The organism is Rothia mucilaginosa ATCC 25296 (assembly GCF_000175615.1).
Taxonomy (GTDB): domain Bacteria; phylum Actinomycetota; class Actinomycetes; order Actinomycetales; family Micrococcaceae; genus Rothia; species Rothia mucilaginosa.
The window spans coordinates 240,944-265,133 of record NZ_ACVO01000017.1 but is presented as its reverse complement, the minus strand read 5'-3'; the positions used below and the strand labels follow the sequence as shown (position 1 = coordinate 265,133).

At 59.6% G+C, this 24,190-nt stretch carries 23 protein-coding genes, 1 tRNA gene and 1 rRNA gene; 17 read left to right on the top strand and 8 right to left on the bottom strand.

Features of this window, described 5'->3' with window-relative positions; all coding sequences use genetic code 11:
• Window positions 1-74: 74 nt before the first annotated feature.
• The 16 genes from rrf (at window position 75) to ROTMU0001_RS07500 (ending at window position 15,672) form a co-directional block, all read left to right on the top strand.
• A 5S ribosomal RNA gene (gene rrf, locus ROTMU0001_RS07580) occupies window positions 75-191 on the top strand.
• A gap of 326 nt (window positions 192-517) precedes the next feature.
• Window positions 518-1,261 carry a DUF6891 domain-containing protein gene (locus ROTMU0001_RS07575; protein ID WP_005509035.1) on the top strand — a complete coding sequence of 248 codons (744 nt, stop codon included), beginning with the start codon at window positions 518-520 and terminating at the stop codon, window positions 1,259-1,261.
• A gap of 443 nt (window positions 1,262-1,704) precedes the next feature.
• Window positions 1,705-2,583 carry a DsbA family protein gene (locus tag ROTMU0001_RS07570; protein WP_005509033.1) on the top strand — a complete coding sequence of 293 codons (879 nt, stop codon included), beginning with the start codon at window positions 1,705-1,707 and terminating at the stop codon, window positions 2,581-2,583.
• A gap of 229 nt (window positions 2,584-2,812) precedes the next feature.
• A tRNA-Thr gene (locus ROTMU0001_RS07565) sits at window positions 2,813-2,886 on the top strand.
• Window positions 2,887-3,013: 127 nt separating this feature from the next.
• The gene (locus tag ROTMU0001_RS07560) at window positions 3,014-5,212 is read left to right on the top strand and encodes an acyltransferase family protein (RefSeq protein ID WP_005509032.1); all 2,199 of its coding nucleotides are present in this window, start codon (window positions 3,014-3,016) and stop codon (window positions 5,210-5,212) included.
• Window positions 5,213-5,351: 139 nt separating this feature from the next.
• A complete protein-coding gene (locus tag ROTMU0001_RS07555; RefSeq protein ID WP_005509031.1) occupies window positions 5,352-6,182 on the top strand; it encodes an ABC transporter ATP-binding protein in 831 nt (276 codons plus the stop codon).
• A 158-nt stretch (window positions 6,183-6,340) separates the two neighbouring features.
• Window positions 6,341-7,153: an SGNH/GDSL hydrolase family protein gene (locus ROTMU0001_RS07550; protein WP_005509030.1), complete on the top strand. Its 813-nt coding sequence runs from the start codon at window positions 6,341-6,343 to the stop codon at window positions 7,151-7,153.
• 823 nt (window positions 7,154-7,976) lie between these two features.
• Window positions 7,977-8,213: a 50S ribosomal protein L28 gene (rpmB, locus tag ROTMU0001_RS07545; protein ID WP_004005966.1), complete on the top strand. Its 237-nt coding sequence runs from the start codon at window positions 7,977-7,979 to the stop codon at window positions 8,211-8,213.
• Window positions 8,214-8,216: 3 nt separating this feature from the next.
• Complete coding sequence (gene rpmG, locus ROTMU0001_RS07540) at window positions 8,217-8,387, top strand: 50S ribosomal protein L33 (RefSeq protein WP_004005967.1); 171 nt, start codon at window positions 8,217-8,219, stop codon at window positions 8,385-8,387.
• Between the two features lie 2 nt (window positions 8,388-8,389).
• On the top strand, window positions 8,390-8,695 hold the full coding sequence (rpsN, locus tag ROTMU0001_RS07535; RefSeq protein ID WP_005506731.1) for a 30S ribosomal protein S14: 306 nt from the start codon (window positions 8,390-8,392) through the stop codon (window positions 8,693-8,695).
• Between the two features lie 92 nt (window positions 8,696-8,787).
• Window positions 8,788-9,072, top strand: a complete 285-nt coding sequence (locus ROTMU0001_RS07530) for an HU family DNA-binding protein (protein WP_005509029.1) — start codon at window positions 8,788-8,790, stop codon at window positions 9,070-9,072.
• Between the two features lie 499 nt (window positions 9,073-9,571).
• Window positions 9,572-10,417, top strand: coding sequence for a hypothetical protein (locus tag ROTMU0001_RS07520; RefSeq protein ID WP_005509027.1), 846 nt, complete (start codon window positions 9,572-9,574; stop codon window positions 10,415-10,417).
• 218 nt (window positions 10,418-10,635) lie between these two features.
• Window positions 10,636-11,352, top strand: coding sequence for a hypothetical protein (locus ROTMU0001_RS07515; protein WP_005509026.1), 717 nt, complete (start codon window positions 10,636-10,638; stop codon window positions 11,350-11,352).
• Between the two features lie 302 nt (window positions 11,353-11,654).
• Window positions 11,655-12,419, top strand: a complete 765-nt coding sequence (locus tag ROTMU0001_RS07510) for a hypothetical protein (protein WP_005509024.1) — start codon at window positions 11,655-11,657, stop codon at window positions 12,417-12,419.
• A gap of 276 nt (window positions 12,420-12,695) precedes the next feature.
• Window positions 12,696-13,448 (top strand): hypothetical protein, encoded by a 753-nt coding sequence (locus tag ROTMU0001_RS07505; RefSeq protein ID WP_005509023.1) that lies wholly within the window; start codon window positions 12,696-12,698, stop codon window positions 13,446-13,448.
• A 253-nt stretch (window positions 13,449-13,701) separates the two neighbouring features.
• Complete coding sequence (locus ROTMU0001_RS07500; RefSeq protein ID WP_005509022.1) at window positions 13,702-15,672, top strand: NHL domain-containing thioredoxin family protein; 1,971 nt, start codon at window positions 13,702-13,704, stop codon at window positions 15,670-15,672.
• 196 nt (window positions 15,673-15,868) lie between these two features.
• Here the strand turns inward: ROTMU0001_RS07500 and ROTMU0001_RS07495 are convergent, their stop codons facing one another.
• Window positions 15,869-16,846: a hypothetical protein gene (locus ROTMU0001_RS07495; RefSeq protein ID WP_005509021.1), complete on the bottom strand. Its 978-nt coding sequence runs from the start codon at window positions 16,844-16,846 to the stop codon at window positions 15,869-15,871.
• A 63-nt stretch (window positions 16,847-16,909) separates the two neighbouring features.
• Between ROTMU0001_RS07495 and ROTMU0001_RS07490 the strand changes: the two genes are divergently transcribed.
• On the top strand, window positions 16,910-17,611 hold the full coding sequence (locus tag ROTMU0001_RS07490; protein WP_005509020.1) for a hypothetical protein: 702 nt from the start codon (window positions 16,910-16,912) through the stop codon (window positions 17,609-17,611).
• A gap of 161 nt (window positions 17,612-17,772) precedes the next feature.
• Here the strand turns inward: ROTMU0001_RS07490 and ROTMU0001_RS07485 are convergent, their stop codons facing one another.
• From ROTMU0001_RS07485 to ROTMU0001_RS07455, 7 genes are all read right to left on the bottom strand, one after another.
• The gene (locus ROTMU0001_RS07485) at window positions 17,773-18,438 is read right to left on the bottom strand and encodes a class I SAM-dependent methyltransferase (RefSeq protein WP_005509019.1); all 666 of its coding nucleotides are present in this window, start codon (window positions 18,436-18,438) and stop codon (window positions 17,773-17,775) included.
• Window positions 18,439-18,628: 190 nt separating this feature from the next.
• On the bottom strand, window positions 18,629-19,741 hold the full coding sequence (locus ROTMU0001_RS07480; RefSeq protein WP_005509018.1) for a MauE/DoxX family redox-associated membrane protein: 1,113 nt from the start codon (window positions 19,739-19,741) through the stop codon (window positions 18,629-18,631).
• Window positions 19,742-20,090: 349 nt separating this feature from the next.
• Complete coding sequence (locus ROTMU0001_RS07475; protein ID WP_005509017.1) at window positions 20,091-21,146, bottom strand: ThiF family adenylyltransferase; 1,056 nt, start codon at window positions 21,144-21,146, stop codon at window positions 20,091-20,093.
• Window positions 21,137-21,907, bottom strand: a complete 771-nt coding sequence (locus ROTMU0001_RS07470; protein WP_005509016.1) for a thiazole synthase — start codon at window positions 21,905-21,907, stop codon at window positions 21,137-21,139. The genes ROTMU0001_RS07475 and ROTMU0001_RS07470 overlap by 10 nt, the downstream gene beginning before the upstream one ends.
• A 141-nt stretch (window positions 21,908-22,048) precedes the next feature.
• Window positions 22,049-22,246, bottom strand: coding sequence for a sulfur carrier protein ThiS (gene thiS, locus ROTMU0001_RS07465; protein WP_005506750.1), 198 nt, complete (start codon window positions 22,244-22,246; stop codon window positions 22,049-22,051).
• Window positions 22,247-22,294: 48 nt separating this feature from the next.
• Window positions 22,295-23,377: a glycine oxidase ThiO gene (gene thiO, locus ROTMU0001_RS07460; RefSeq protein WP_005509015.1), complete on the bottom strand. Its 1,083-nt coding sequence runs from the start codon at window positions 23,375-23,377 to the stop codon at window positions 22,295-22,297.
• A 2-nt stretch (window positions 23,378-23,379) separates the two neighbouring features.
• Window positions 23,380-24,000 carry a thiamine phosphate synthase gene (locus tag ROTMU0001_RS07455; protein WP_005509014.1) on the bottom strand — a complete coding sequence of 207 codons (621 nt, stop codon included), beginning with the start codon at window positions 23,998-24,000 and terminating at the stop codon, window positions 23,380-23,382.
• Window positions 24,001-24,190 lie beyond the last annotated feature (190 nt).

Here is a 24,190-nt window from a genome sequence, read left to right as displayed (position 1 = left end):
TAACCCTGGGCTTCCTTCGGGAGGCTGAGGCTTTTTATTCGGAAATTTTGAATAACGAAGTTATTCGCTAGATTTTCCGTGGTTATAGCAAGAGGGAAACGCCTGGTTCCATTCCGAACCCAGAAGCTAAGACTCTTCGCGCCGATGGTACTGCACTTTTGTGGGTGTGGGAGAGTAGGTCACCGCGGGTTTTTTATTCAAGAGGGGAAGACCTTATAGGTCTTCCCCTCTTTTTGTGTACCCGAAAACTCTTAGAACGAAAGACACCTAACTCAGCAAAGGTGCAGAGACTCATAGATCCAGAGATTCAGAGATGCAGCAGAGAGGCAGAGGAACAGGGGATGCAACCTCGCCAGACAGCGTGCCGACCTGATACAGAGGCGATGAGATGGGGAGTTCACAGATCCGCCTGAATGACGAAATAGAAGGCGAGGTAGAGAAACTCTTGATACCTTAACAACAAGAGCAGTCCACATCTCTACTTCAACGAGTAGAGAGCAAGCAAAGGAGCATCACTATGGCTGATGAGAAGAGCATCTACGAACGCTGGAGCGAAGAACGCCTCGACCCGCCCTTCCCCAAAGAATGGGGGCTGGATGAAGAAGACGAAGCCGAGTTGCTCTGGCCCATCTGGCCCCTGCTGTTCATGGGTGAATCTGATACTGAACAGTACGTAGAAACGATCACCGATTATGTGATGGACGTACTTGGTCTGGAATACGATGGGGAGAACGAAGACAGCAAGCTCTGGGAAAAGCGCGTAGAGGACTACGTGGAAGAGCTCATCAAGCGTCGTCGTGCCTTTGCTGCTGAGCTGGGTATTACCCCCGAGATGCAGAAGAACTCCAACCTTAACCGTGCCTTCGCAGCACTGGAAGAAGAAGGAGTCATCGCACGACAGAACTTCACCTGCTGCGGTACCTGCGCATCCGCAGAGATTTGGGATGAGATCGACGATAGCCGTGAATGGAAGGGATACATCTACTTCCACCAGCAGGACACTGAAAGCCTCGCTGAGAGCGGCGGAACCTACGTTGGCTTCGGTTCCTTCCTCGCTTACCCCAGGGACGAAGAAAAATGGAATACCCTGAGCGATGCGCAGAAGGAAGAGATTGGGGCCCTTCACGAGAAGCTCTCCGTACAGTTGCTGCAAGAGACGGTTATTCCCGTACTGGAGAAGCACGGCCTGAGCGTGAAGTGGAACGGTAACTACAACACCCGCCCATATATCGACGGGGTAGAGGTCTACAACATTCCCTAACGGCTGGTGAGCTGAACCGGATGGGTGCCTCGGCGCTATACTTGTGCGCTACTTGTGGCAGAGGGGAGAGGCGCCTCCCAATGCTACGAAAGTTTACGAGGAAAATAAGCTAAAAGCGTGAGAATAGACATCACAGTATCTCAATCAGAGTATTAACTAGCCGATACGGCACCCATTCGGTAGGCTAGACGGGTAGCGCGGTACGTCCACACTAGAGATAAGACAGAACCTATCCACGTGATAGGAACTGATCGACATAGCTCTCAGCTGCCACATACGGCAGGAAGCTAGAGCTCTAGAACACCCTATAGGGGATAAGAACAACCCCGGGCCGGAAGAGCCTGGTCATCTGAAGCTTTGCTCGGATGGATGCTCACTCCAACCGGAGTAGGCTAGAAGAAGTGGACGAACCGCCACCCATATTCCCAACCAAAGGAGCAGGCATGTCGACCGACGCCCGCGAAAAAGCCCGCCAGATTGCGGCCCAGCAGGCCAAGAAGAGCCCCAGCCAGGCAAGCCGCCGCTGGCTCCAGTTCGGCGTACTCGCCGTGGTCCTCATCATCGTAGGTATCATCGGCTTCGTCGTAGTCAACGGCAACAAGAACACCAAGGTAGCAGAAAGCGGCCCGGTGCCCTCCAGCGCCAACGAATACGGTGGCATTGTGCTGACCAAGGACGGCATCGTCCAGAACTCCTCCACCCAGGAGACCCGCGACTTCAAGCAACTCGCAACCTCGACCTCCTCCGTGACCCCCATGGTCAACGGAACCGCAGCAGCAGTCAACACCCTGCCCCCGGGCGTGCAGACCGCTGAAGAGGCATCCAAGAACGGCCAGCCCGTACGCGTGACCATCTTCCAGGACTACAACTGCGTGCACTGTGCAGAGTTCGAGAAGAAGTACGGTGAAGAAATCCAGAAGCTCGTCGAGGACGGCACCATCACCCTGGAAATCCGCAACCTGACCTTCCTGGACCGCTCCTCGCCCACCGCTTACTCCGCACGTAACGCGGCAGCAGCATACTCCGTGGCCAACCAGGTCAGCACCAGCGAATTCCTGAACTACCAGCGTGAGATCTTTACTCACCAGGGCCGCGGCGACATGAACAACCAGCAGATCGCCGACATCGCTTCTAAGCACGGTGCGTCCATCGGCTCCGATATGAACGATGGCAAGTGGCGCCCCTTCGTGGACGTGGTCAACGCTGAATCCGCAAAGAACGGTATTAAGGGTACCCCCACCGTCTTCGTTGATGGTGACCAGTACACCAGCAACGACTTCAGCACCTTCCTGAAGGAAAAGATCGAAGCTAAGAAGAAGTAACCGCTTCGATACAAAAACCCGGTAACCTCCGCGTGAGGCTACCGGGTTTTTCCATACACGGTGATGAGTACGAGGGGTGGGTGAGCAGCATACAGAGGTGGTGCTCAGAAGGGTTAAAACGAAGGAAACGAACATGCCATCACCCCATAATTTAGAAGTATTCTCAACCAAACCCTAAAAGAACAACTAAGCAGACTCAACCAAGAGAATAAGGTACACTGGACAGGTTGCCTCCTTAGCTCAGCTGGCCAGAGCATCTGTCTTGTAAACAGAGGGTCACCGGTTCGAATCCGGTAGGGGGCTCAGAAAAATCCTGGTTCGCACCAGCCTCATAGCAGAGGTGCGGATCAGGATTTTATTGTAGCGAGTGTCCTCGAGTGTCTAAGGGACCCGCACCAACACATCGTCTACCCGCCCTGAGGAACCAAGTATGTCTGAAACCTCCGGAACCCCGCAGGCCCCCGCCTCGCAGGGCACCCGTACCGCGGCGCTGCGCACCGTCAAAGCACGCGAAACCAACGACTACCCCCTCGAAGAATTCATCGAATCGCGAGGATTCCGCCCCGAAATCCAGGGCCTGCGAGCCTTCGCCGTGCTCCTCGTGGTGCTCTACCACGTCTGGGTCGGCAAAGTCTCCGGCGGCGTGGACGTCTTCCTCTTCATCTCCGCCTTCCTGCTCTCGCTCTCCTTCATGCGCAAGATCAACGAAGGCAAACCCCTCAATCTCTTCAGCTACTGGATGCACGTCTTCCAGCGACTGCTACCCGTAGCCACCGTGGTTATCGCGGGTACCACCATTGCGTCCTTCTTCGTGCTCGCACCCAGTCGCTGGTCGCAAACCGTAACCGACGCAAGGAGCTCCCTGTTCTACTTCCAGAACTGGAACCTCGCGTTCAGCTCCGTAGACTACTACGCCCAAAACGCTTCCGTGAAGTCACCCTTCCAGCACTTCTGGTCGCTCTCCATCCAGGGACAGATCTTCATCATCTGGCCCCTGCTCTTCGCTGCAGTAGCCTACGTCGTGCACCGATTCCGCGGGAACCTCTTCACCACCGCGGTATTCATCTTCAATACGGTGTTCGTCGCATCCCTGACCTTCTCCATCGTCGAAACCGACACCAACCAGGGATTCGCCTACTTCGACACCCGCACCCGCCTGTGGGAATTTGCCATCGGCACCCTGCTGGCAATGCTCACCCTCAAGTGGAAGGCACCCGAGAAGGCTCGAGTAATTATGGGCTGGGTTGGCATTATTGGTCTGGTCACCTGCGGTGCAATCCTGCCCGTTGAACGAGCGTTCCCCGGCTACCTGGCGCTCTGGCCCGTGATCTCCGGTGCGCTCGTCATCATGGCAGGCCGCACCAACAGCCGCTGGGGCATCGATCGGCTGCTGGTCTCCGCACCCCTGCGGAACCTCGGCAACATCTCCTACGCCCTGTACCTGGTGCACTGGCCCATCCTCATTCTCTACAGCAGCGCCGTCGGTACCTCCCGCGTGAACTTCATCGAAGGCGCTGTCATCATCCTTGCCTCCATCGGCCTGGCATGGCTGCTCATCCGCTTCGTCGAAAAGCCGCTGCGCTACCGTAAGGACCCCTTCGTACCTTGGCTCATGATGAAGATGCGCTTCAAGACCGTCTTCTCGGTCAAGACCTGGGCAGACCAGCTCGCCTTTATCCTCGCGATCTTCCTGGTCGCCGGCGTACCCTTGGTAGCCGCACAGACCTGGATCGGCTACCGCAACACCCAGTCCGAGCACAACGCCGAACTGCAGGTACAGACCGCCAGCGAAAACTACCCCGGCGCCCGCGCTATCGGTGGCGCCCAGCAGGGACTCATTGACAACCCCATCCCCTCCGGCGGTGACGTCAAAACCCAGTTTGACGGACTGAGCGACCCCTGCGTTGGCAGCTTCGCGCCCTCCGACCCGGCACTCGCCAAGTATTGCAACGTGCAGAAGTACGGCCCCGAGGACGCACCGCTGACCATGGTCATCGGTAACTCCCACGCCGAACAGGCGCTGAGCATCTTCAAGCCCATCGCAGAACAGACCAAAACCAACCTGCAGACCTACCTGCTCGGTGGCTGCCAGTACCCGGTCCGCGCCGTCAACGCCAGCAACGAATGCTCGGAATTCAACGCCAAGCTGACCGAGGAAATTCTCAAGCGTAAGCCGCAGACCGTGGTGCTCATCGCCACCGTTGCCCAGGCACGATCGAATGACGAACGAGTCGACCCGAGCCTCGACGAGACGGTCCGCCGCCTCACCGAGGCAGGAGTCCAGGTCATCGGCCTGCGCGATAACCCGCGCTTCGAGTACAACATCTACGAGTGCGCTCAGAAGGCCGGTGCCGACAAGAGCTCCTGCGCACGACCCGCAAGCGACAAGTACGCCGCCGAAAACCCTGCAAAGGAAATCTTCGACAAGTACCGCAACCAGGGCGCCGTCATGGTGGACCTGAAAGACGTGTACTGCCCGGACGGCATGTGCAGCCCCGTGGTTGGAAACATCTACGTCTACATCGACGACAACCATGTCTCCAAGACCTACAGCCGCACCATGGCTCAGGAAGTCTTCCAGCGTGCAGCGGAAGGCGGCTGGCTCGTCAACGGAAAAGTGAACTTCTAAAGTTCGCCGACATAGCGAATCCCCCGTGCTGTTCTACAGAAGTATGAACAGTGCGGGGGATCCGCTATTTTCTGACCCGAAATTAGGATAGGCTAAGTTAGGAGGCTCCCGGGAAAAGCCTTAGAGAAGAAAGGACGCCATGAAAGAAATCACCGAACGCACCCTCAAAGTTGAGAACGTCAGCCTCGGCTACGGCGAAACCACCATCGTCAAAGACCTCTCCCTCGAATTCCCGAAGGGTAAAATCACCGCCATCATCGGTCCCAACGGCTGCGGTAAATCCACCCTGCTCCGTGGTGTCTCCCGACTGCTCAAGCCGCTCAACGGCGACTTCACCCTCGACGGCAAACCCACCCACGAATACTCCATGAAAGGCTTTGCCCGCATGGTCGGGCTGATGCCCCAGCATCCCATCGCCCCCGAAGGAATTACCGTAGCAGACCTGGTCTCCCGCGGCCGCTACCCCTACCAAGGCCTCTTCAAACGCAATAGCGCCGAAGATGATGAGGCGGTCGCCTGGGCGCTAGAAGCCACCGACACTATGTCCCTCGCCGAACGACAGGTCACCGAACTCTCCGGCGGCCAACGTCAGCGTGTCTGGATTGCCATGGCGCTCGCCCAAGAAACTGACATTCTACTGCTGGACGAGCCGACCACCTACCTCGACCTGGCACATCAGGTGGAGCTACTCGACCTGCTCTCGGACCTCAACGAACAGCGCGGCACCACCATGATCATGGTGCTGCACGAACTGAACCTCGCCGCTCGAGTCGCTGATTACCTCGTCGCTATGAAGGACGGCTCCATCGTCGCCCAAGGCGAAGCACACGAAGTGCTCACCCGTGAGAACCTGCACACCATCTTTAGCCTGAAGGCCGAGGTCGCGGACCCGTTTAACGACGGCAGTGTAGTGGTGGTACCCCATCCCCGGAGTGCGTCCACCGTTGCCGGTTCAGCTGTCGCATCCTAAGAAACCCCCGCTCATATCTGAAGAAGAACCCTCAACAGTGGGATACTGGAAAACAGGACGCACCGAAAGCTAAGCGAAGAAGCCGGTACACCGCGCGGGTGTGCCGGCCTCTTCCACAGAAGGGTCATTCTCTATAGAGGCCCGGAAAGAAGAACACAATGACGACCCCGCTCCTAGACCCCAACGGCAAGCTCAACGGTGAATCAGTACGCTACGTGGCAATCGGCGACTCCTTCACCGAAGGCGTGGGCGACGTTGACCGCCGCCGCCCCAACAACCTACGAGGCTGGGCAGACCGCGTTGCCGAAGGTCTCGGTGCAGTAGACCCGCAGGCACAGTACGCAAACCTTGCTATCCGCGGCCGCCTGCTCATTCCCATTCTCGAAGAGCAGCTGCCGGCAGCCCTCGACCTCTGCCCCAACATTGTTACGTTCTACGGTGGCGGCAATGACATCATGCGACCCAACGTGGATATTGACCAGCTCATGACCCGCGTTGACGAAGCCTTCGCCGCCATGCGCGCCCAGGACATCACGATTCTGACTATTACGGGCCTGGACGTGCAGGGTCAGGGCCCCTTCGCCCGCACCCGTGGCCGCACCGCCACCTACAATGAGCTGCTGCGCGGCATTGCCGAAGACCACGGCGCACACATTATCGACTACTGGCGCTGGAACGACTTCCTCGACTGGCGTCTGTGGGCTGACGATCGCCTGCACATGAACGACCTCGGCCACGAACGCTTCGCATCCCGCGTGCTGGCGCAGCTTGGCCTGCCCGGTGTGGTCACTGAATCGGTACTGCCCCCGGAGGTGCAGCTGACCGCTCGCGAGAAGATCGAGCAGGAGGCACGCTGGGTCCGCGAGTTTGCCCTGCCGTGGATTGGTCGCCGCCTGAAGGGTACGAGCTCCGGGGACGGTGTGAGCCCCAAGTACCCGCAGTGGGTCCCCGCGGCAAGTCTTAAGAACTAGGCTGAAGAACTAGGGGCGCGGTGGTTCACGGTACGGCGTAAAACTGTACGCCGGGGGAGTGTCCTGCGCTCTATCTGTGCCGTATTTGTGCCTGCATCTACGCCGTAACTGGAACGGTAAATCCGCCGTTACCCGTACCGTTGCGACCCCTTAAACCGCCCTTTAAAACCGGGGCGGAAGCGTTAAAACGAGAGTTAAAAGCTCTTTAAACGCGTGTTTAAGCCTGTTTAACAGCCCTGCGCACACCGCAAGAATCGGTGGCGCGGGGCTGTTTAAGGCTTAAATCCGGCTTAAGCTGTTAATCTCACAACATGAATTTCACCGGTGTAATTTATCCCCGGTCACATAGAGAACATCCGTTCTTAAAAAGGCGCATTAACGCCTGACTAGGGGCGTTAAAGAATTCCTTAAAAACATCTGGACTTGCAAAAACACCCATTTTTGATAGAATGGATAGGTATGTTTGCCGCTCGAAGGCAGGCGTGCATCCGCGAATCGAGCACTTCGCTTAAACGAGGTGCAATCGGCTCAGAACACCGAGATTCCGCGGATTTTTAAGGCAAAATCCGGCGTGCAGGCTTGCACGAACCCCCGTATTTACCTAGAATTTAACGCTGTTCGTAGTGGTGGAAACGCCTCTCGACACTAATAAGCTTCACCGTTTTTCCCGCGGCGGGGATCGATGCGTGGCCTCTCACCCACGTGACGATCTCAAACACTCTAGCCCGGCGAATAACCCGGTGCTTCTACATTGGTGGCGGGACGCTCACGAGTAACATCGACTGCGTACCGTCATAAAAGTCAATCAATAAAGGAGTGAAACATGGCAGCAGTCTGCCAGGTGACCGGAGCTGTTCCCGGCTTTGGACACAGCATTTCGCACTCGCATCGCCGCAACAAGCGTCGATTCGACCCGAACGTTCAGAAGAAGACCTACTGGGTTCCTTCGCTGCGCCGTAAGGTAACCCTGAACGTGTCCGCTAAGGGCATCAAGGTTATCGATGCTCGTGGCATCGATGCCGTTGTTGCAGAAATCATCGCACGCGGGGAGAAGATCTAGTAAATGGCATCCAAGGCTAAGGACCTCCGTCCTATCATCAAGCTCAAGTCCACTGCTGGCACCGGTTACACCTACGTGACCCGTAAGAACCGCCGCAACAACCCCGACCGTATGGTGCTGAAGAAGTACGACCCCGTCGTTCGCAAGCACGTTGACTTCCGAGAGGAGCGCTAAGAATGGCTAAGAAGTCCAAGATCGCTCGCAACGAGCAGCGCAAGGTCATCGTCGCTCGCTACAACGAGAAGCGTATCGCGCTGAAGAAGACCCTGATCGACGAGAACGCTACCCCCGAGGAGCGCGAAGCAGCACGCGTGGCACTGCAGAAGCTGCCCCGCAACGCTTCCCCCGTTCGCGTGCGTAACCGCGACCAGATCGACGGCCGCCCCCGCGGTACCTTCCAGAAGTTCGGTATCTCCCGCGTGCGTTTCCGCGAAATGGCACACCGCGGCGAGCTGCCCGGTATCACCAAGTCCAGCTGGTAAATCTGGTATTTTAGTTCCTAAACGGTTTTCCGTCGTCACCGACGGTCACTCGCTTTAGACTCAAACCTTAAGTCTCTGGAAGGGGCACCCTAATGGCTAAGAACCGTACCGAACTCGTTGCAGAGGTTGCAGAGAAGTCTGGCAAGAGCCAGGCAACCGTGAATGCAGTCCTCGACGCAGTGTTCCAGGTTTTCGAGTCTTCCGTCTCCAAGGGCGAGAAGATTACCATCCCCGGTTGGATGGCAATCGAGCGCACCGACCGTGCAGCTCGTACCGGCCGTAACCCGCAGACCGGCGAAACCATCCAGATTCCCGCCGGTCACGGCGTGAAGCTGACCGCAGGCTCCAAGCTGAAGGCAGCAGTCGCTAAGAAGTAATTCTTGAGACTTCGAATCTGCTAAAGACCCCCACCATTACGGTGGGGGTCTTTTGTTATGCCAATTTGTTGTGTCTAGAGACAGGGGAGGGGGAACGGTAGGAAGTAAAAGAAACATGTGGAGGGGTGAGAAGTGGGTATTCAAGACCCTAACCCTATACTCGAGCCATAAACACAGAAAGTGGCCCGTTTTCACAGAAAAAGCTAGGGTGGGCTACGGAAAAATAAAGAAAATTTATACATTTAAGCAGAAAGCTATGCATAGGCTGAGCGAAAAACCGGGATTATCAAACCCCACTGGGAAAAAATACTTATACATTGTCGTCTGGACACAGCTTAAACACAGCAAACTAAAGCTCAATCTTAGACTCACACCCTAAGCTGGAGTCACCGGCGAAGGAAAAGCCACACACCATACACAACGGCCCCATCCAACCGGAAAATCAACCATACAAACCCCGGACGATTGACCCTCCGGGACGCACAAGGAGAACCACCTCATGGCACGCCCCGCCCAGAACACTTCCGCACAGACCACCAACCGTCGCTTTCGCACTGGCGCGGCAGCACTGTCACTGGCAGCAATCGCAGCACTCGGCCTGAGCGCCTGCGGTGCGCAGAACACCTCCGCTTCCGCCCCGGCACCCACCGCAACCGCAACCGCCAAGGCATCCTCCACCGCCGACGCGGCAGTCAACGCGGGCAACGGCAAGGTCACCGTCAAGGCAAGCGACGCAGCCTCCCCGAGCGCTACTGCAAGCAGCTCGCAGGGTACCGTCACCGTCACCGAAGGCGGCGTAACCGTCAGCGGTGCTGATGGCACCGGGGTCACCGCAGACGCTAACGGTAATGTGACCGTCAACGGCGCCAACGGTACTGGTGTGACTGCAGACGCTAGCGGCAACGCAACCGACAACGACGGCTCGGGATCCGCCAACTCCGGTTCCTCCGCAAAGGTCGACGAGAAGGCAGGCGAGACCTCTGCCAAGAGCGGCTCGAATGGCTCCGGCACCGTGACCGTCGACAGCGGAACCGTCAGCGCAGCCAACGGCTACACCCTCATCGAAATCAAGGCCGACGGCGGCTGGTCCTACCACGCACCCAACGGCGACATCATTGAGGTACGAGCTGACGGCTCCTGGGAGCGCGTTGGCGATGGAGATGTCGTTGAGGTCGATGCAGACGGCTCCTGGGAACAGACCGGTGAGAACGGCGTCATTGAAGTAGAAGCTAACGGCACCTGGGAACAGACCGGCGGCAGCGGCACCATTAAGGTACCGACCGTTCCCGCCAAGCCCGCTGGCGCTACTGTTAACCCCGTCAAGCCCGTTACTCCCCGTAACTAACTGAAGTGGCCAGCCGATAAGCCGGGCGAAAACGTGGGCTATCCCACCCGCTAGAATGCGGATAAACGCCCGCCGGCTCGGATAAAAGCCCCCAAACTCGATAGAATTAACGCGGTTGGTTACACCGATAATCGTTATGGAATCCCACAAGGATCCTGCGCACGACGCGAATACGTCGCCAACTAGCCGCACCATACTAACAACCACAAGGAGAAACAATGGCTATCGCCCCCGCAATGAAGAAGACCACCGCGGTTCTGTCCATCGCTTTCGCAGGCGCACTGGGCCTGAGCGCATGCGGCTCCCAGTCCTCTTCCACCACCACCACCGCGACTGCATCCGCATCCGCTTCTGCAACTGCTTCCGCAAGTGCATCGGCTAAGGCATCCTCTGCAGCTGCAACCACCTCGGCAGCTTCTGCTTCCGCTACTGCAGACGTGAAGGTTGACAAGGACGGCAACGTCACCGTCAAGGCTAACGACGGCGAAGGCAACTCCGCAGACGTGAAGGTCGGCGCAGACGGCAAGGCATCCGTAGACGCTAAGGACTCCGAGGGTAACTCCTCCAAGGTAGAGTCCGACGAAAAGGGCACCAAGGCTGAGTCCAAGGACTCCGAGGGTAACTCCTCCTCCGCCGTTGAGGGCGACGTTATTGTTTCCGAGGACGGCGGCTGGACCATTCAGGGTGACGAAGGTCAGGTAGCTGTACAGGCTGACGGCTCCTGGAGCCGCCAGGACGCAAACGGCCAGGTCGCAGTCAAGGCTGACGGCTCCTGGAGCATCCAGGCTAACAGCGGCCTGCAGGCAACCGTGGACGCATCCGGTGAAGTAACCTCCATCGTTGGCGGCGAGAAGGCAGACCTGAAGGCTCCGAAGGTTCCCGCAAAGCCCGCACAGGCTAAGGTCGCCCCCGTCAAGCCCGCACAGCCCAAGTAAGCTGTAAAGAGCTAACAGCGGCTTGTGACGCTACCAGAGCGTAACAGCCCCTGATCTAGAAGACGCCTCGTGCGCATCCGAACGTGATGCGTGCGGGGCGTCTTTGTGTTCTAGAGAGCTTGAACCACAAAGGGCTGTGAGAGTAGCGGGGGAGGGGTCCACCTGCGGCGCGGCAACCCAGGGAGTTTTCAGGTCGCGGTGCTAGCATGAGGGCGTACACCGGGGACATACCCGCCTGTACCCCAACCACACTACGCACTGCGCCGTTGCAGAGCGACGTATGACGGAAAGAGAAATCTGCCGTGAAGAAGTCTATTGCTGTTCTGTCCCTGACCATTGCCGGTGCCCTCGGCCTCGCAGCCTGCGGCGGCAACTCCGGCACCAGCTCCAGCCCCTCCGCGTCGGCAAGTGCCTCCGCTTCTGCAACCGCTTCTGCAACCGCTTCCGCAACTGCCTCGGCACCCGCAAGCACCTCCGCCGCGGCAACCAGCGCAAGCACCACCTCCGTAGCAGCTGAAACCACCAAGGCAGAAACCAAGACCACCCAGGGCACCATCAGCGCCCCCAGCGCTCTGCCCAGCGAAGCAAGCGAAGCACTTAAGAAGAGCGAGGAATCCAACCAGCAGGCAACCTCCGCACTGTACCGCGCCAGCAAGGAATCCCTGAACGAGTTCAAGGAAGATTCCAGCGTCAAGAAGGCACAGACCAGCGACGGCACCGTCTACTACAACAATGAAGTCGCTGCATTCGAATCCAAGGACGGCGCTATTGTCATCATCCAAAATACCGGTGCGTGGAGTAGCTTTGACTCCAACGGTGGAACCATCGTCGTGGATGAGGACGGCTCCTGGATCAAGACCAACCCCGAGGACAGCCTCTACACCGCCGTTAGGGCAGACGGCGCCGCTGCCGTGCTGAACACTAAGACCTTAGAGCAGGCGACTGACCTCTCCACCATCGATATCCCGAAGGCCCCTGGCCCCGTCGACGGCTTCCGCGGCACCGCTAAGACCCCGGCCAAGCCCACCAAGGTTGCTGACTTTTCTGAGATTACAGGCCTCAAGTAAAAACGAGCTCCTGCCCCCTGGGCCGAATAGCCCGACAGAACAGGGACACCAACACCCCGTGCGCATCCGACCGTGATGCGTGCGGGGTGTTTTGCGTCTTCAAGCTACGCTGAGAAGACCCATGAAAAGCGGGGGAAGGGAAGCACCGCAACATCTCAGGGAGCTTTCAGGTCACGGTGCTAGCATGGAGGCGTACTCCGGGCATACCGGAGTACAGGTCAACCACACCATGCACTGCGCCGTCGCAGAGCGGCGCATACAGAAAAGAGAAATTCAGTGAAGAAGTCAATTGCTGTACTGTCCCTGACCATTGCCGGTGCCCTCGGCCTCGCAGCCTGCGGCGGCAACTCCGGCACCAACTCCAACTCCTCCGCATCGGCAAGCGCGTCCGCTTCTGCAACCGCTTCCGCAACTGCATCGGCACCCGCAAGCACCTCCGCCGCGGCAACCAGCGCAAGCACCGCCTCCGTAGCAGCTGAAACCACCAAGGCAGAAACCAAGACCACCCAGGGCACCATCAGCGCCCCCAGCGCTCTGCCCAGCGAAGCAAGCGAAGCACTCAAGAAGGGCCAGGAATCCGCCAATCAGGCAGCCTCCGCAGGCTACACCGCCAGCAAGAAAGCCCTGGAGCAGCTCAAGAACGAGGCCGGTGTGAAGAAGGCGCAGACCAGCGACGGCACCGTCTACTACACCGATAAACTCGCTGCATTCGAATCCAAGGACGGCGCTATCATCAGCATCCAGAATAACGGTGTGTGGACCAGCATGGACTCCAACGGTACAACCATCGTCGTGAGCGAGGACGGCTCCTGGATCAAGACCAACCCCAAGGACAACCTCTACACCGTCGTCAAGGCGGACGGCACCGCATCCGTGTTGAACACTAAGACCTTCGAGCAGGCGACCGACGTCTCCACCATCGAGACCCCGAAGGCACCTGCCCGCATCGACGGTTTCAAGGGCACCGCTAAGACCCCGGTTAAGCCCACCAAGATTGGTGACCTCTCCGAGGTTGCAGGCGCCAAGTAAAAACTAGTTCCTACCACCGGGCCGAACAGCCCGCCACAATAGGGACACCAACGCCCCGCGCGCATCCGACCGTGATACGTGCGGGGCGCTTTATATACCCACGAACCACCCGGAATATGACTTAATATGACAGGTCATTAAGGCCCCAAGTCACAAAGCTCAACTCCCAGCGAACCACCCCCACCACGCTGGCATAATGGGGACAGCAAACCGACGCGCCCACACACGGCGCACCCAACAGGAGAGAGAACCCATGAGTGAGAACACCACCCGCAGCGTACGCGTGCGCGCCAGCGAACTCGAAGGCCGCGCCTGGCTCAACACCGGCGACAAGAACCTCACCCTGCAGGACCTTCGCGGCAAAATCGTTATTCTCGACTTCTGGACCCTCTGCTGCATCAACTGCCTGCACGTCCTCGACGAACTACGCCCTCTCGAAGAAGAATTCTCCGACGTGCTCGTCACCGTCGGCGTACACAGCCCCAAATTCGAACACGAAGCAGACCCCGTAGCGCTCGCCGCAGCCGTCGACCGCTACCACATCACCCACCCCGTACTCGACGACCCCGAACTGACCACCTGGCAGGCATACACCGCCCGCGCATGGCCCACCCTCGTCGTCGTCGACCCCGAAGGCTACATCGTCGCCCACCTCTCCGGTGAAGGCCACGTGCAGGGCCTCACCTCCCTCGTACGCGAACTCGTCGCCGAGCACGAAGCGAAGGGTACCCTGCACCGCGGCGACGGCCCCTACGTACCCCGCCCCAAAGCAGCCGGCACCTACGCCTTCCCCGGCAAAGCCATCGAACTGCCCGCCGAATTCGGCCCCGCAAACCTCTTCGGCAACCGCGAACGCACCTACCTCGTCGCAGACAGCGCACGCCACCGCATCCTGCAGGTAGCAGCCGACCTCAACACCGTCATCAACACCTACGGTGGTGGCGACGACCCCGTGAACCACCCGGTCAAGGGCCACGTCGACGGCACCGGCACCGAAGCACGCTTCAACGAACCCGCCGGCCTCGCCCTCGTACCCGAAAACCTGCGCGAACAGCTCGGCTACGACGTGCTCGTCGCCGACACCGTCAACCACCGCCTGCGCTCCCTCAACCTGCGCACCGGCGAAGTACGCACCCTCGCAGGCAACGGCGTGCAGCGCGTCATCGACGGCGACAACGCCATCACCGGCGACCCCAACCACATCCCCGCCGGCGTACCCGCCACCGACATTGCGCTCTCCTCGCCCTGGGACGCCGTCTACTCCCGCGAAGCCGGCCAGTTCATCATCGCCATGGCAGGCACCCACCAGCTCTTCGGCTACGAACCCGTCACCGGCACCGTCAGCATCTTCGCAGGCTCTGGCGTCGAAGGCCTCGCCGACGGCCCCGCCGACGACGCCTGGTTCGCCCAGCCCTCCGGCATCATCGAAGCACGCGACGGCAGCCTCTGGGTCGCATGCTCTGAAACCAGCGGCCTGCGCCACATCACCTTCACCGAAGACGGCGTACAGGTCACCTCCGCCGTCGGCAAGGGCCTGTTCGACTTCGGCTTCGTCGACGGCGACTCCGACACCGCCCGCATGCAGCACCCCCTCGGCCTGACCGAACTGCCCGACGGATCCATCGCAGTCGCCGACACCTACAACGGCGCCATCCGCCGCTGGGACCCCGCAACCGGCACCCTCGGCACCCTCGAACGCGGCCTCGACGAACCCTCCGACCTGCTCGTCGAAGAAGTACCCGGCGAGGACCCGCGCCTCATCATCGTCGAAACCAACGCACACCAGCTCGTACGCGCCTCCATCCCCGCCAAGGCACAGCACGTCGACGAAGGCGCCATCACCACCGCACGCCCCTCCACCAAGCTCACCGGCGGCACCCTCGAGTTCGTCTCACGATTCACCGTGCCCACCGGCCAGAAGCTCGATACCCGCTGGGGTGACCCCACCCAGCTGAAGATCTCCTCCACCCCCGAGAACTTCATCCTGGAAGGTGCCGGTACCTCTACCGGGCTGACCCGCACCCTCGTGCTCAACCCCGAGATCACCGAGGCAGTCCTGCACATCACCGCACGCGCCGCCGCCTGTGACGGTACCCCCGGCGGTGACATCCCCGAGCATGCAGCATGCCACCTCTACCAGCAAGACTGGGGTATTCCCGTCGTCGTGACCGGTGACGAGGCAGACGAAAGCGAACTCGTCCTGGACCTTCGCGGTATCAACTAGGGATCGCTAAAACACTAAATAACAGGGTCAGTATTATCCTCACCTCTATTAGGAGCGAAGATAATACTGACCCTTTCTCAACCCATATAAGCTACGAGCCAGTATGCTCTTCGCTCCTACAGGGAACCCGTCCTCGCTTCGCTCGGGCACCCTGATGTCGCGTTCAGAGCATACTGGCTCTCGCACCTCAGCGGCTTTAGAAGGAGACTCGGACCGCCTTCGCATCCGCCTCCACCGACGCCTTCAACGTAAACGGAATCTCCTTCTGCACCTGCGAACGCTCACCCGTAAACAAATCCAACTGAGTAAACGACACCTTCGCCGTACCCGACATCGGCTTCAACGACCACACACCCGCCGAACTCACACTCACCTGCGGATCCGCAACCTTCACCACCGACCACTTCACCTCAGAATCCACACGACCCGTAAACGCATACTCAAAAGGGCACCCACCAGGATAAAGAGTGCTCTGCTGCGTGCACTTCTTCAAATGATCCTGCACCTGCTCCTTTACCGACGACAACGCATTATCACTCGGCTTCAACTCCATACGCACCGCATGATTCGCATCCTGCGCAGTCACCACCTCATTCACCTTCTGCGCGGTATAAACCGTCGAATCATACGACACCGCATACACACCCGGATAAAACACCGGGAACGACGCCGCACCATCATCCACCGCAACCTTACGGTTATTAATCGTCGCAGCCTCCACACCCTGAATATTCACCTTCACCGACGGCAAAGACGCCTCATCAATAGCCCACTTATCAAAAAAGCCCCAATGCGTGCCCGAACGATGCAAACGAAAATCCGTATGCTGCCGCGAACCCTCCAACGTATAAGAAGCACGCACCGTCGCATGCTCACCATCCGCGCTGGTCTCCACCACCTCATACGACACCTCACCCAACGAAGACACCGAACGCCTCAAAGCATCCCCATCCAGCAAAGACGCGTCACCCTCAGGAATCTGCGCACCCAACAAACCACGCGCATACGAACCATTACCCGTACGCAACGCATGAAAATACTCCCGCACCTGACCCGTCGGACCGTACACCAGCTTATTCGTCATAACCAGCGCCGCAGCAGCCACAGAAACCGCCACCACAACACCGACCATCCACATTGCCAGAACCCGCTCCACGGGAGAAAAATTACGCATAGAACCAGAGTAACGCAGGTAGTCCGCTAGGTTTCACGCACCGCACACACTAAAGTTGTGTATATGGCAGAACGCGCTCACGAAGTCCCCGCCAAATACGGCGAAGTCAACGAACTATTCCACCCCCGCATGCGCTCCTACGGCAGGCGCATCGAAGCGGCACTCCCCGGCACCATCGTGCTCCTCGCCGCGCTCGCCTTCATCCTCTACAAGCGACCCGCCCTGCCGTACACCCTCCTCGTACTGCTCATCGGCACCATCGCAGGCGTAAACCTCTACTCAGTCCTCAAACCCACCATCATCGTCATCACCAAAACCCACGTGCTCCGCGCACGCACCTTCGGCTGGTTCGCCGTACCCCTCGAAAACATCGACCACACCATCTACGCCGAAAAGCTCTACCCCAAAAAAGCCTACGGCCAGAAACTCAAAACCGTCGCCGGCCGCCTACGCTACCGCAGCTTCCCCGCCATGTGGGCCGTCGACAAAGACGGCAAACAGCTCATGCGCATCGACGGCCGCGTCTGGGACGGCAAAACCATGCGAGAAGTCTCCTCCAAACTCTCCGCCCAAACCACCATCTACAAACAGATCAACGTGGTCAACATGGACAAAGAACATAAGGGACTCATCACCTTCAACGAGCTGCACCCCGGCTGGCGCTCCAGCCTCATGACCGCGCTCGCCGTCATCATCGTGGCAATCCTCTTTGCCGCATCCTTCTTGCCCGAAGAACTCGCCCGCACCATCTACCTCATCCACTAGAACACCCATTCTTTAAAGTTCTTTTGGATGCGCATCTTCAGGATGTGCAAAGGCCCGGCACCCACCCCACACGGGGCAGGCGCCGGGCCATTTGTATGCCTAACTCAAGACGCACTGCATGCTAGATTAAGACGTACTGCACGCTAGTTTTAGATGCGAGCCTAGCTCTCCGGGCGCGACAGCACCGCCACCAAAAACTCCGAAGAACCCTCCACAAACGGGTGCATCTGCCACGACGAATACGTGTTATCCACGTTGAGGCCAACCTCGCGGGCATCCGCCAAAAACTGCTCAAACGCGTAATCGCGGCCCGGACCGGAGCCGTAACCCACGACGGCGCGGCCGCCGGGGGCCAGCACGCGGCGGAAGTTCTCCACCACCGGCTCACGAGTCGAACGAGCCAAGAAACCCATCACATTACCCGCACACACCAGCAGCTCAAAACCATTCTCCGCCGTAGCCTCACCCTCAATGCCCAGCACCTCCGGCAAATCCACCAAATCGGCAGTAATCCACGTAGCATCCGGGCAGACGCGGCGCGCTTCCTCAATCAGCTCAGGATCAATATCCACACCCGTCACGCGGTGGCCCAGGGCGTGCAGCTGCTTACCCACACGACCAGGCCCCGAACCCGCATCAAGAATCTTCGCACCACGAGAAGCCAACGCATTCACCAGACGAGACTCACCCGCCATATCATTACCCTCAGCCTCCATCGCCTTAAAACGGTCAATGTACCACTGCGAATGATTCGGGTTGCTCTCCTTACGGACCAGCCACAAGGACTTCTCACGCTCGCCCGGAGCGTTGAAACTCATCATTGCCATAAAAACTCCTTAGACAGGGTTGAGGATGCGCCAACCGCCACCAGGCAAGGTGACCGCGGCATATAAGCGGTGTGTGCGCTACGTACTAGCATAGCCCCACCCGGCACCTGCCGGTAAGGGCAGTAAGAGCCGGACGGGGCTATCGGAAGCGCTACAGAGGCGCTACAGGGGCTGGACGATAGGAGCGTGTTTAGAGGTGGTCGCCCTCAACATTCGACGGACCCGCTGCAAACGCCTTACGCATCTGCTCCTCACGTTCCTCCTCAGCCAAACGAGCAGCCTCAGCGAACTGCGCCTCAATATCGGCAAGCAGCGCCTCAACCTCTTCCTTACCAGCCACCGGGCCGCCAGCAATCAGACCATCAGCGCCCAAAACCACAGCCAACGGCACACCATTACCAAAATTCGCGCGCGCACCAGCCTCACGGTCAATCAACGGAGTCAAACCCTCCGGCAACGTACCCGCATTACGCGAGGTCTGCAACGACTCCAGGCTCGAATACACCGGATGCAACGCCACCTGCGGCAGACGCTCCTGCCACGAAGCCATCGTCTTCAAAAACTTCACACAACCAGCGCAGGTCGCCGACACAAACACCAGCACACGCGCCTGATTCTTAGCCAACGCACGCAAATTCGTGTGGCGACCATTCTCCAGATACAGCGCAGCATGAGGAATAGGCATGCGAACATACTGCTCCTCGCCATTCTCGTCATACACCGGCTCCGGCAAAATCACCTCAGCCTGCGGCTCCGGCTGCGCAAGAGCATCACCACGGCGAACAGCCTCCAACGTCAGCGCAATCAACGCCGCACCAAAAACCCAAGTCCAGCCGCTATTACCCAGACCCAGCAGAGTCGACACAACACCCGTGCCGCCCCTCAACGCGCTCGCATGCGCGCCAGCCGCCGCCAACAACAACGCAACATTACGGACCAGCGTGTAACGGCTCACCGGCGCATTCGACTCAGAACCAAAACAATTACAACCCGCAGTACGACCCGTCGCCAGCGCGCGCGCAATCACCACCGTATAGAACAGCATCAGAATCAGCGCCAAACCCGACGCAATCACCGCAGGTAAACGCACCGGCGACAGCAGCAGAACGGCGGCTAGGGCGATTTCAAACCACGGCAAAATCAGCGACACCGCACGGGTCGGCGCGATCTTCTCCAAACCAAGATTCTGAATACCGGTCACGGTACTCTGCGGGTCCTTCGCCTTAGCAATACCGCTAATCAACAAAGTCAACGCAACAAGTGCCGTACACAAAACAAGCGGCACAGTAGAGACGGTGAGCATAAAACTCCTAGAGTGAGTGTGCGAAAACAGGAGGCGGCAGCGGCAGTTTTTAGGCAGAACAAACCGCGCGATGTGCCGCCGTGTTATACACGATTTTACGCCCTGCACATGGGGAATTGTCCCTACTTAAGTGCCTACCAGTTAAGCGGAAAGCGGTATGCGCCCTCGTTCCTACAGGGAACCCGCCCTCGCTTCGCTTCGGGCACCCTGATGTCACTACGGGCGATACCGCTTTCCTTAGGGCTTGGCGCGCTATGCCCTTCCTCCGCTCCTGCAGGGGCACCCGTCCTCGCTTCGCGTCGGACACCCTGATGTCGCTTCCGGAAGGGATAGCTACGCCGGTGGTTCCCTAAATCGCCGTGAGGCGCACTCCGTACTCGCCCGCCAGCTCCGCGTACGCCTGCACAAAGCGCTGCGCCCGTGCACCCGAGGCACAGAAAACGCCCACACGCTGATCACGCACCGACTCAAACAGGCTCAGCAGCTCCGCGGGTACGTCGGTTGCCGGCAACAGCGCCCCCTCAGCGTCACTCAGCTGCGACAACGGCACATGCAACGAGTCCTCATGCTTCACCGACTCCTCACGCTCGGGCACCTCACGCACATCCAGCAGAACCTGCGGAACCTCATGTGCCGACAAATCCACCGGCACCACACGCGCCGGATCCGGCACCACTCCAAACGACGTACACGTACCCGACAAGGCATCATACGTCAGCAGAGTGCCCGCCGCCGTCGGCAAACCACTCACAAACTTGAGCACCTCCGTCGCCATCAGCGAACCAACCACAGCCGTCGTCGCACCCAACACTCCGGCAAGCGCACACGACTCCACCGTCTGCGGAATCGTCGGAAAAATATCACGCAAATGCGCGCCATCCGGCTCAAAAAGACTCACCGACCCGCCAAAACGCAAAACTGTGCCCCATACCAGCGGCAAACCCGCAACCTGCGTAGCATCCGCAATTAGATACTTCGACGCAAACGTATCCGTACAATCCACCACACAATCCGGTGCCGACGCGGCGAAAAGATCCAAAATCCAGGACGCATCCACATGCCGAATCGTTGTCTCAACCGTCAACGACGGGCACAAATCTAGGGCACGGCGCGCCGCAACCTCCGCCTTCGGCTCACCCACATCAGGCACACCAAAAAGCGGCTGACGCTGAATATTCGACAGCTCCACCGAATCAGAATCCACAATATGCAGATACCCCACACCAGCCGCCGCCAACGCCTGCACCACCGGACAACCCAAACCACCAGCACCAATCACCAACACGCGGGCATCCGCCACCGCATCCTGATCAAAGCCCGGCAGGCGACGCTGACGGTCCGTGCGCTCGCGATCCAGACGCGCATGCTCCGGATTCACCGGGGTAGGGGCAAGGTTTACATCCACGAGACAAAACCCTCCGACGGCGACGACGCCTTCGCGTGCTCACGCACCGGAATACGGCCGGCCTCACGCGCCAACGCGCCCGCCTGCACCGCAAACTTCATCGCCTGAGCCATCGCCACCGGATCCTCAGCACGATTCACCGCCGACGCCAACAACACCGCATCACAACCCAGCTCCATCGCCAGCGCCGCGTCGGAGGCGGTACCCACGCCAGCATCCAGAACCACCGGAACCTGCGCGCGAGAAGCAATCAGCTCAATATTGTGCGGGTTCAAAATGCCCAGACCGGTACCAATCGGCGCGCCCAACGGCATAACCGCCGCAACGCCCGCATCCTCCAAGCGAGCGGCAGCCACCGGGTCGTCAGAGGTGTACGCGAGCACCGTGAAATCCTCGGCGACCAGCTGCTCGCAAGCGTTCAACAGCTCCACGGTATCCGGCAGCAGGGTGTCTTCGTCGTGTATGATCTCGACCTTCACCCAGGAAGTGCCCAGCGCCTCGCGGGCGAGCATTGCGGTCATCACCGCATCAGCTGCGGTGCGGCACCCTGCGGTATTGGGAAGCGGTGCGATATTGAGCTTCTGCAGAAGCGGAAAAATGGGGGTTCCTGCGGCGTGACGGCGCATGGCAACCGTCGTCATTTCGGTACCGGAGGCGATGAGCGCCTGCTCGAGCAGGTCCATGCTGGTTGCGCCTCCGGAACCCATGATGAGGCGGGATGTGAAGGTGCGGTCGCCGATGGTGAGCGGTGTGAGGCTCATGGTGTTCTCCTCTGTGGGAACGTCTAAATAACGGGGTTTGCTGGTTGGTGCGGGGCGCTACGGTGCGCCCGGTTTAGGGAACAAAAACCGAGAATATCTGTTCTTTTTTCGGTGGGTATCTCGCCGGTACAGGCTGGAGAATTAGCCGCCCTGAACGGCGGTGAGGGCATCCACCCTATCGCCCTCGTTCAGCGGCACATCCAGCCACGTGGAACGCGGCACGATACTGCGGTTGAGCGCCACAGCCACGCCATTTTCGGTACCAAACTGGTCCAGGACAAGGTCAAATACGGTGCGGGCATTCGTGGTTAGCGGCTCGCCGTTGTAGGTGATGATCATGCGAAATCCTTTCGTGAAGGCGCCGGGTGCACCCGGCGGGGACTGTGTTTAGTGGGTGAATCGTGCCGGGTCGCACGCCTGCATGATGGGCGGAATCTCAGCCCCGCAGGCGACCTCCGCACCAACCTTGCCGGCGAGCGCGGCAAGCAGAATACCGTGGCGGAAATAGCCCGTGGACACGAGCTGGCGGGTGCCGTCAGCGCGAGTGCGGTGCCCGAAGATAGGCAGGTCGTCCGGGGTTCCGGGGCGGGCGCCGACGTTCGCCTCCAGAAGCTCACACTCTTCAACGGCGGGCACGAGCCGAATCGCGTCACGTAGCAGCTGGTGTACGCCGTCAATGGCGGGTAGTGTGCGGTGGTCTTCGCGGCTGGTCGCGCCGATGCACAGCTCCCCGTCAGGGCGGGGGATGAGGTAGACGGGGCGGGAGTTCACGTAGCCGCGCACTACATGCTTGAGGATGGGCCGCGGGGCGCGCAGGCGCAGAATGTCCCCGTAGACGGGGCGTAGCGGGTAGTCCCCGTGCAGTGTTGCCCCTAGTCCAGCGCAGATAATGTCGCCCGCGTCCGGGTCGGTGACCCGTTCGGTGCTGAAGGTGACGCCGCGGCGGGTGAGGGCGTCTTTGAGGGCGCGCCTCATGAGCCGCGGGTGCAGCTGATGGTCACTGGGGATGCTCACAGCGCCGGCAATACGCGGGGCCAGGAGCGGTTCGAGGGTGCGTGCCTGCGTGGGGGTGACGGGGTCTGCGGGGCGGTTCATGTCCCGGTAGTAGGCGCGGGTGCGTTGCAGGTGCTCGGCGTCGGCACGGTCGGCTGCGACAATGAGCGTGCCGGTGGTGTCGTAGCCGGTGGGCAGGTCGGTGGCGCGGCTGAGCCTCTCCATAAGGGAGGGGTAGGCGTCGGCGCTGGCGGTCATGAGCGGGAAGAGCGCGTCCTGCTGGAATTGCACTTCTGCGATGGGCGCGAGCATACCGCCGGCGTAGTGGCTGGCGGCGGGGTAGAGCGCCGTGCCGTCGTCGGCGGTGCCGTAGTCGCTGGTTTCGGCATCGATGAGGTGCACGTTTTCGCCGCGTTCGGTGAGCTCAAACGCGGTGGTGAGGCCAATGATTCCGCCGCCAATGATGGTGATGGTCATGGCTATGCCTGCAGCGCGGGGTTGTCGACGAAGGCGCGGACCATGGCGATTCCGGCAACTCCGGTGGTGCGGATGGCGGGGCAGTCTTCGGGGGTGATGTCGCCGATAGCTACGGTGGGCACGGCGGACAGTTCGGCAAGTTCGCGGAGCCCATCAATGCCGAGGGGCGGGCGGTTGGACTGCTTGGTGGGGCTGGGGCGGAACGGCCCGGTGCCAATGTAGTCGATCAGGTGCGCGATTTTGTTGGACTCTTCAACGAGCTGCCGGGTGCCGGTGGTCAGACCGATGACCGCGTCGGCGCCGAGGAGGGCGCGGGCGTCGGCTACGGGCAAATCATCTTGACCGATGTGCACGCCGTCAACGCGCACGCCGCGGGCACGCAACGCGAGGGCGACATCAACACGGTCGTCGACGAGGAGCGTCTGGTGCGGCTGGATGATGCCGGCGATAGCTTCGGTGAGCTGGTAGAGCTCGCGCGCACTGATGGGTTTGGACCTGACTTGGATGCAGGTGGCGTGTTTGGCTGCCCGGACGGTTTCGAGGGGGTTGTCGCCTGTGACGAGGTAGAGGTTCAGGTCGAGGGGGCGTGCGGGGGTGGTGTAGGGGTGCGTTTCGCGGGTCATGCGGGTCTACGATTCCTCGTCGAGTAGATGTTTTTTAGAAATTCTCTCTTTGAATTTCTGTGGTTAGGTTAGCACAACTGTGTGGTGAGTTGAACATCCTTCAAGTGTTTTGAGGTGCGTGCGCTTGGCTCGCTATACACTTCCTTCGCTCCTACAGGGGCACCCGCCCTCGCTTCAGCTCGGGCACCCT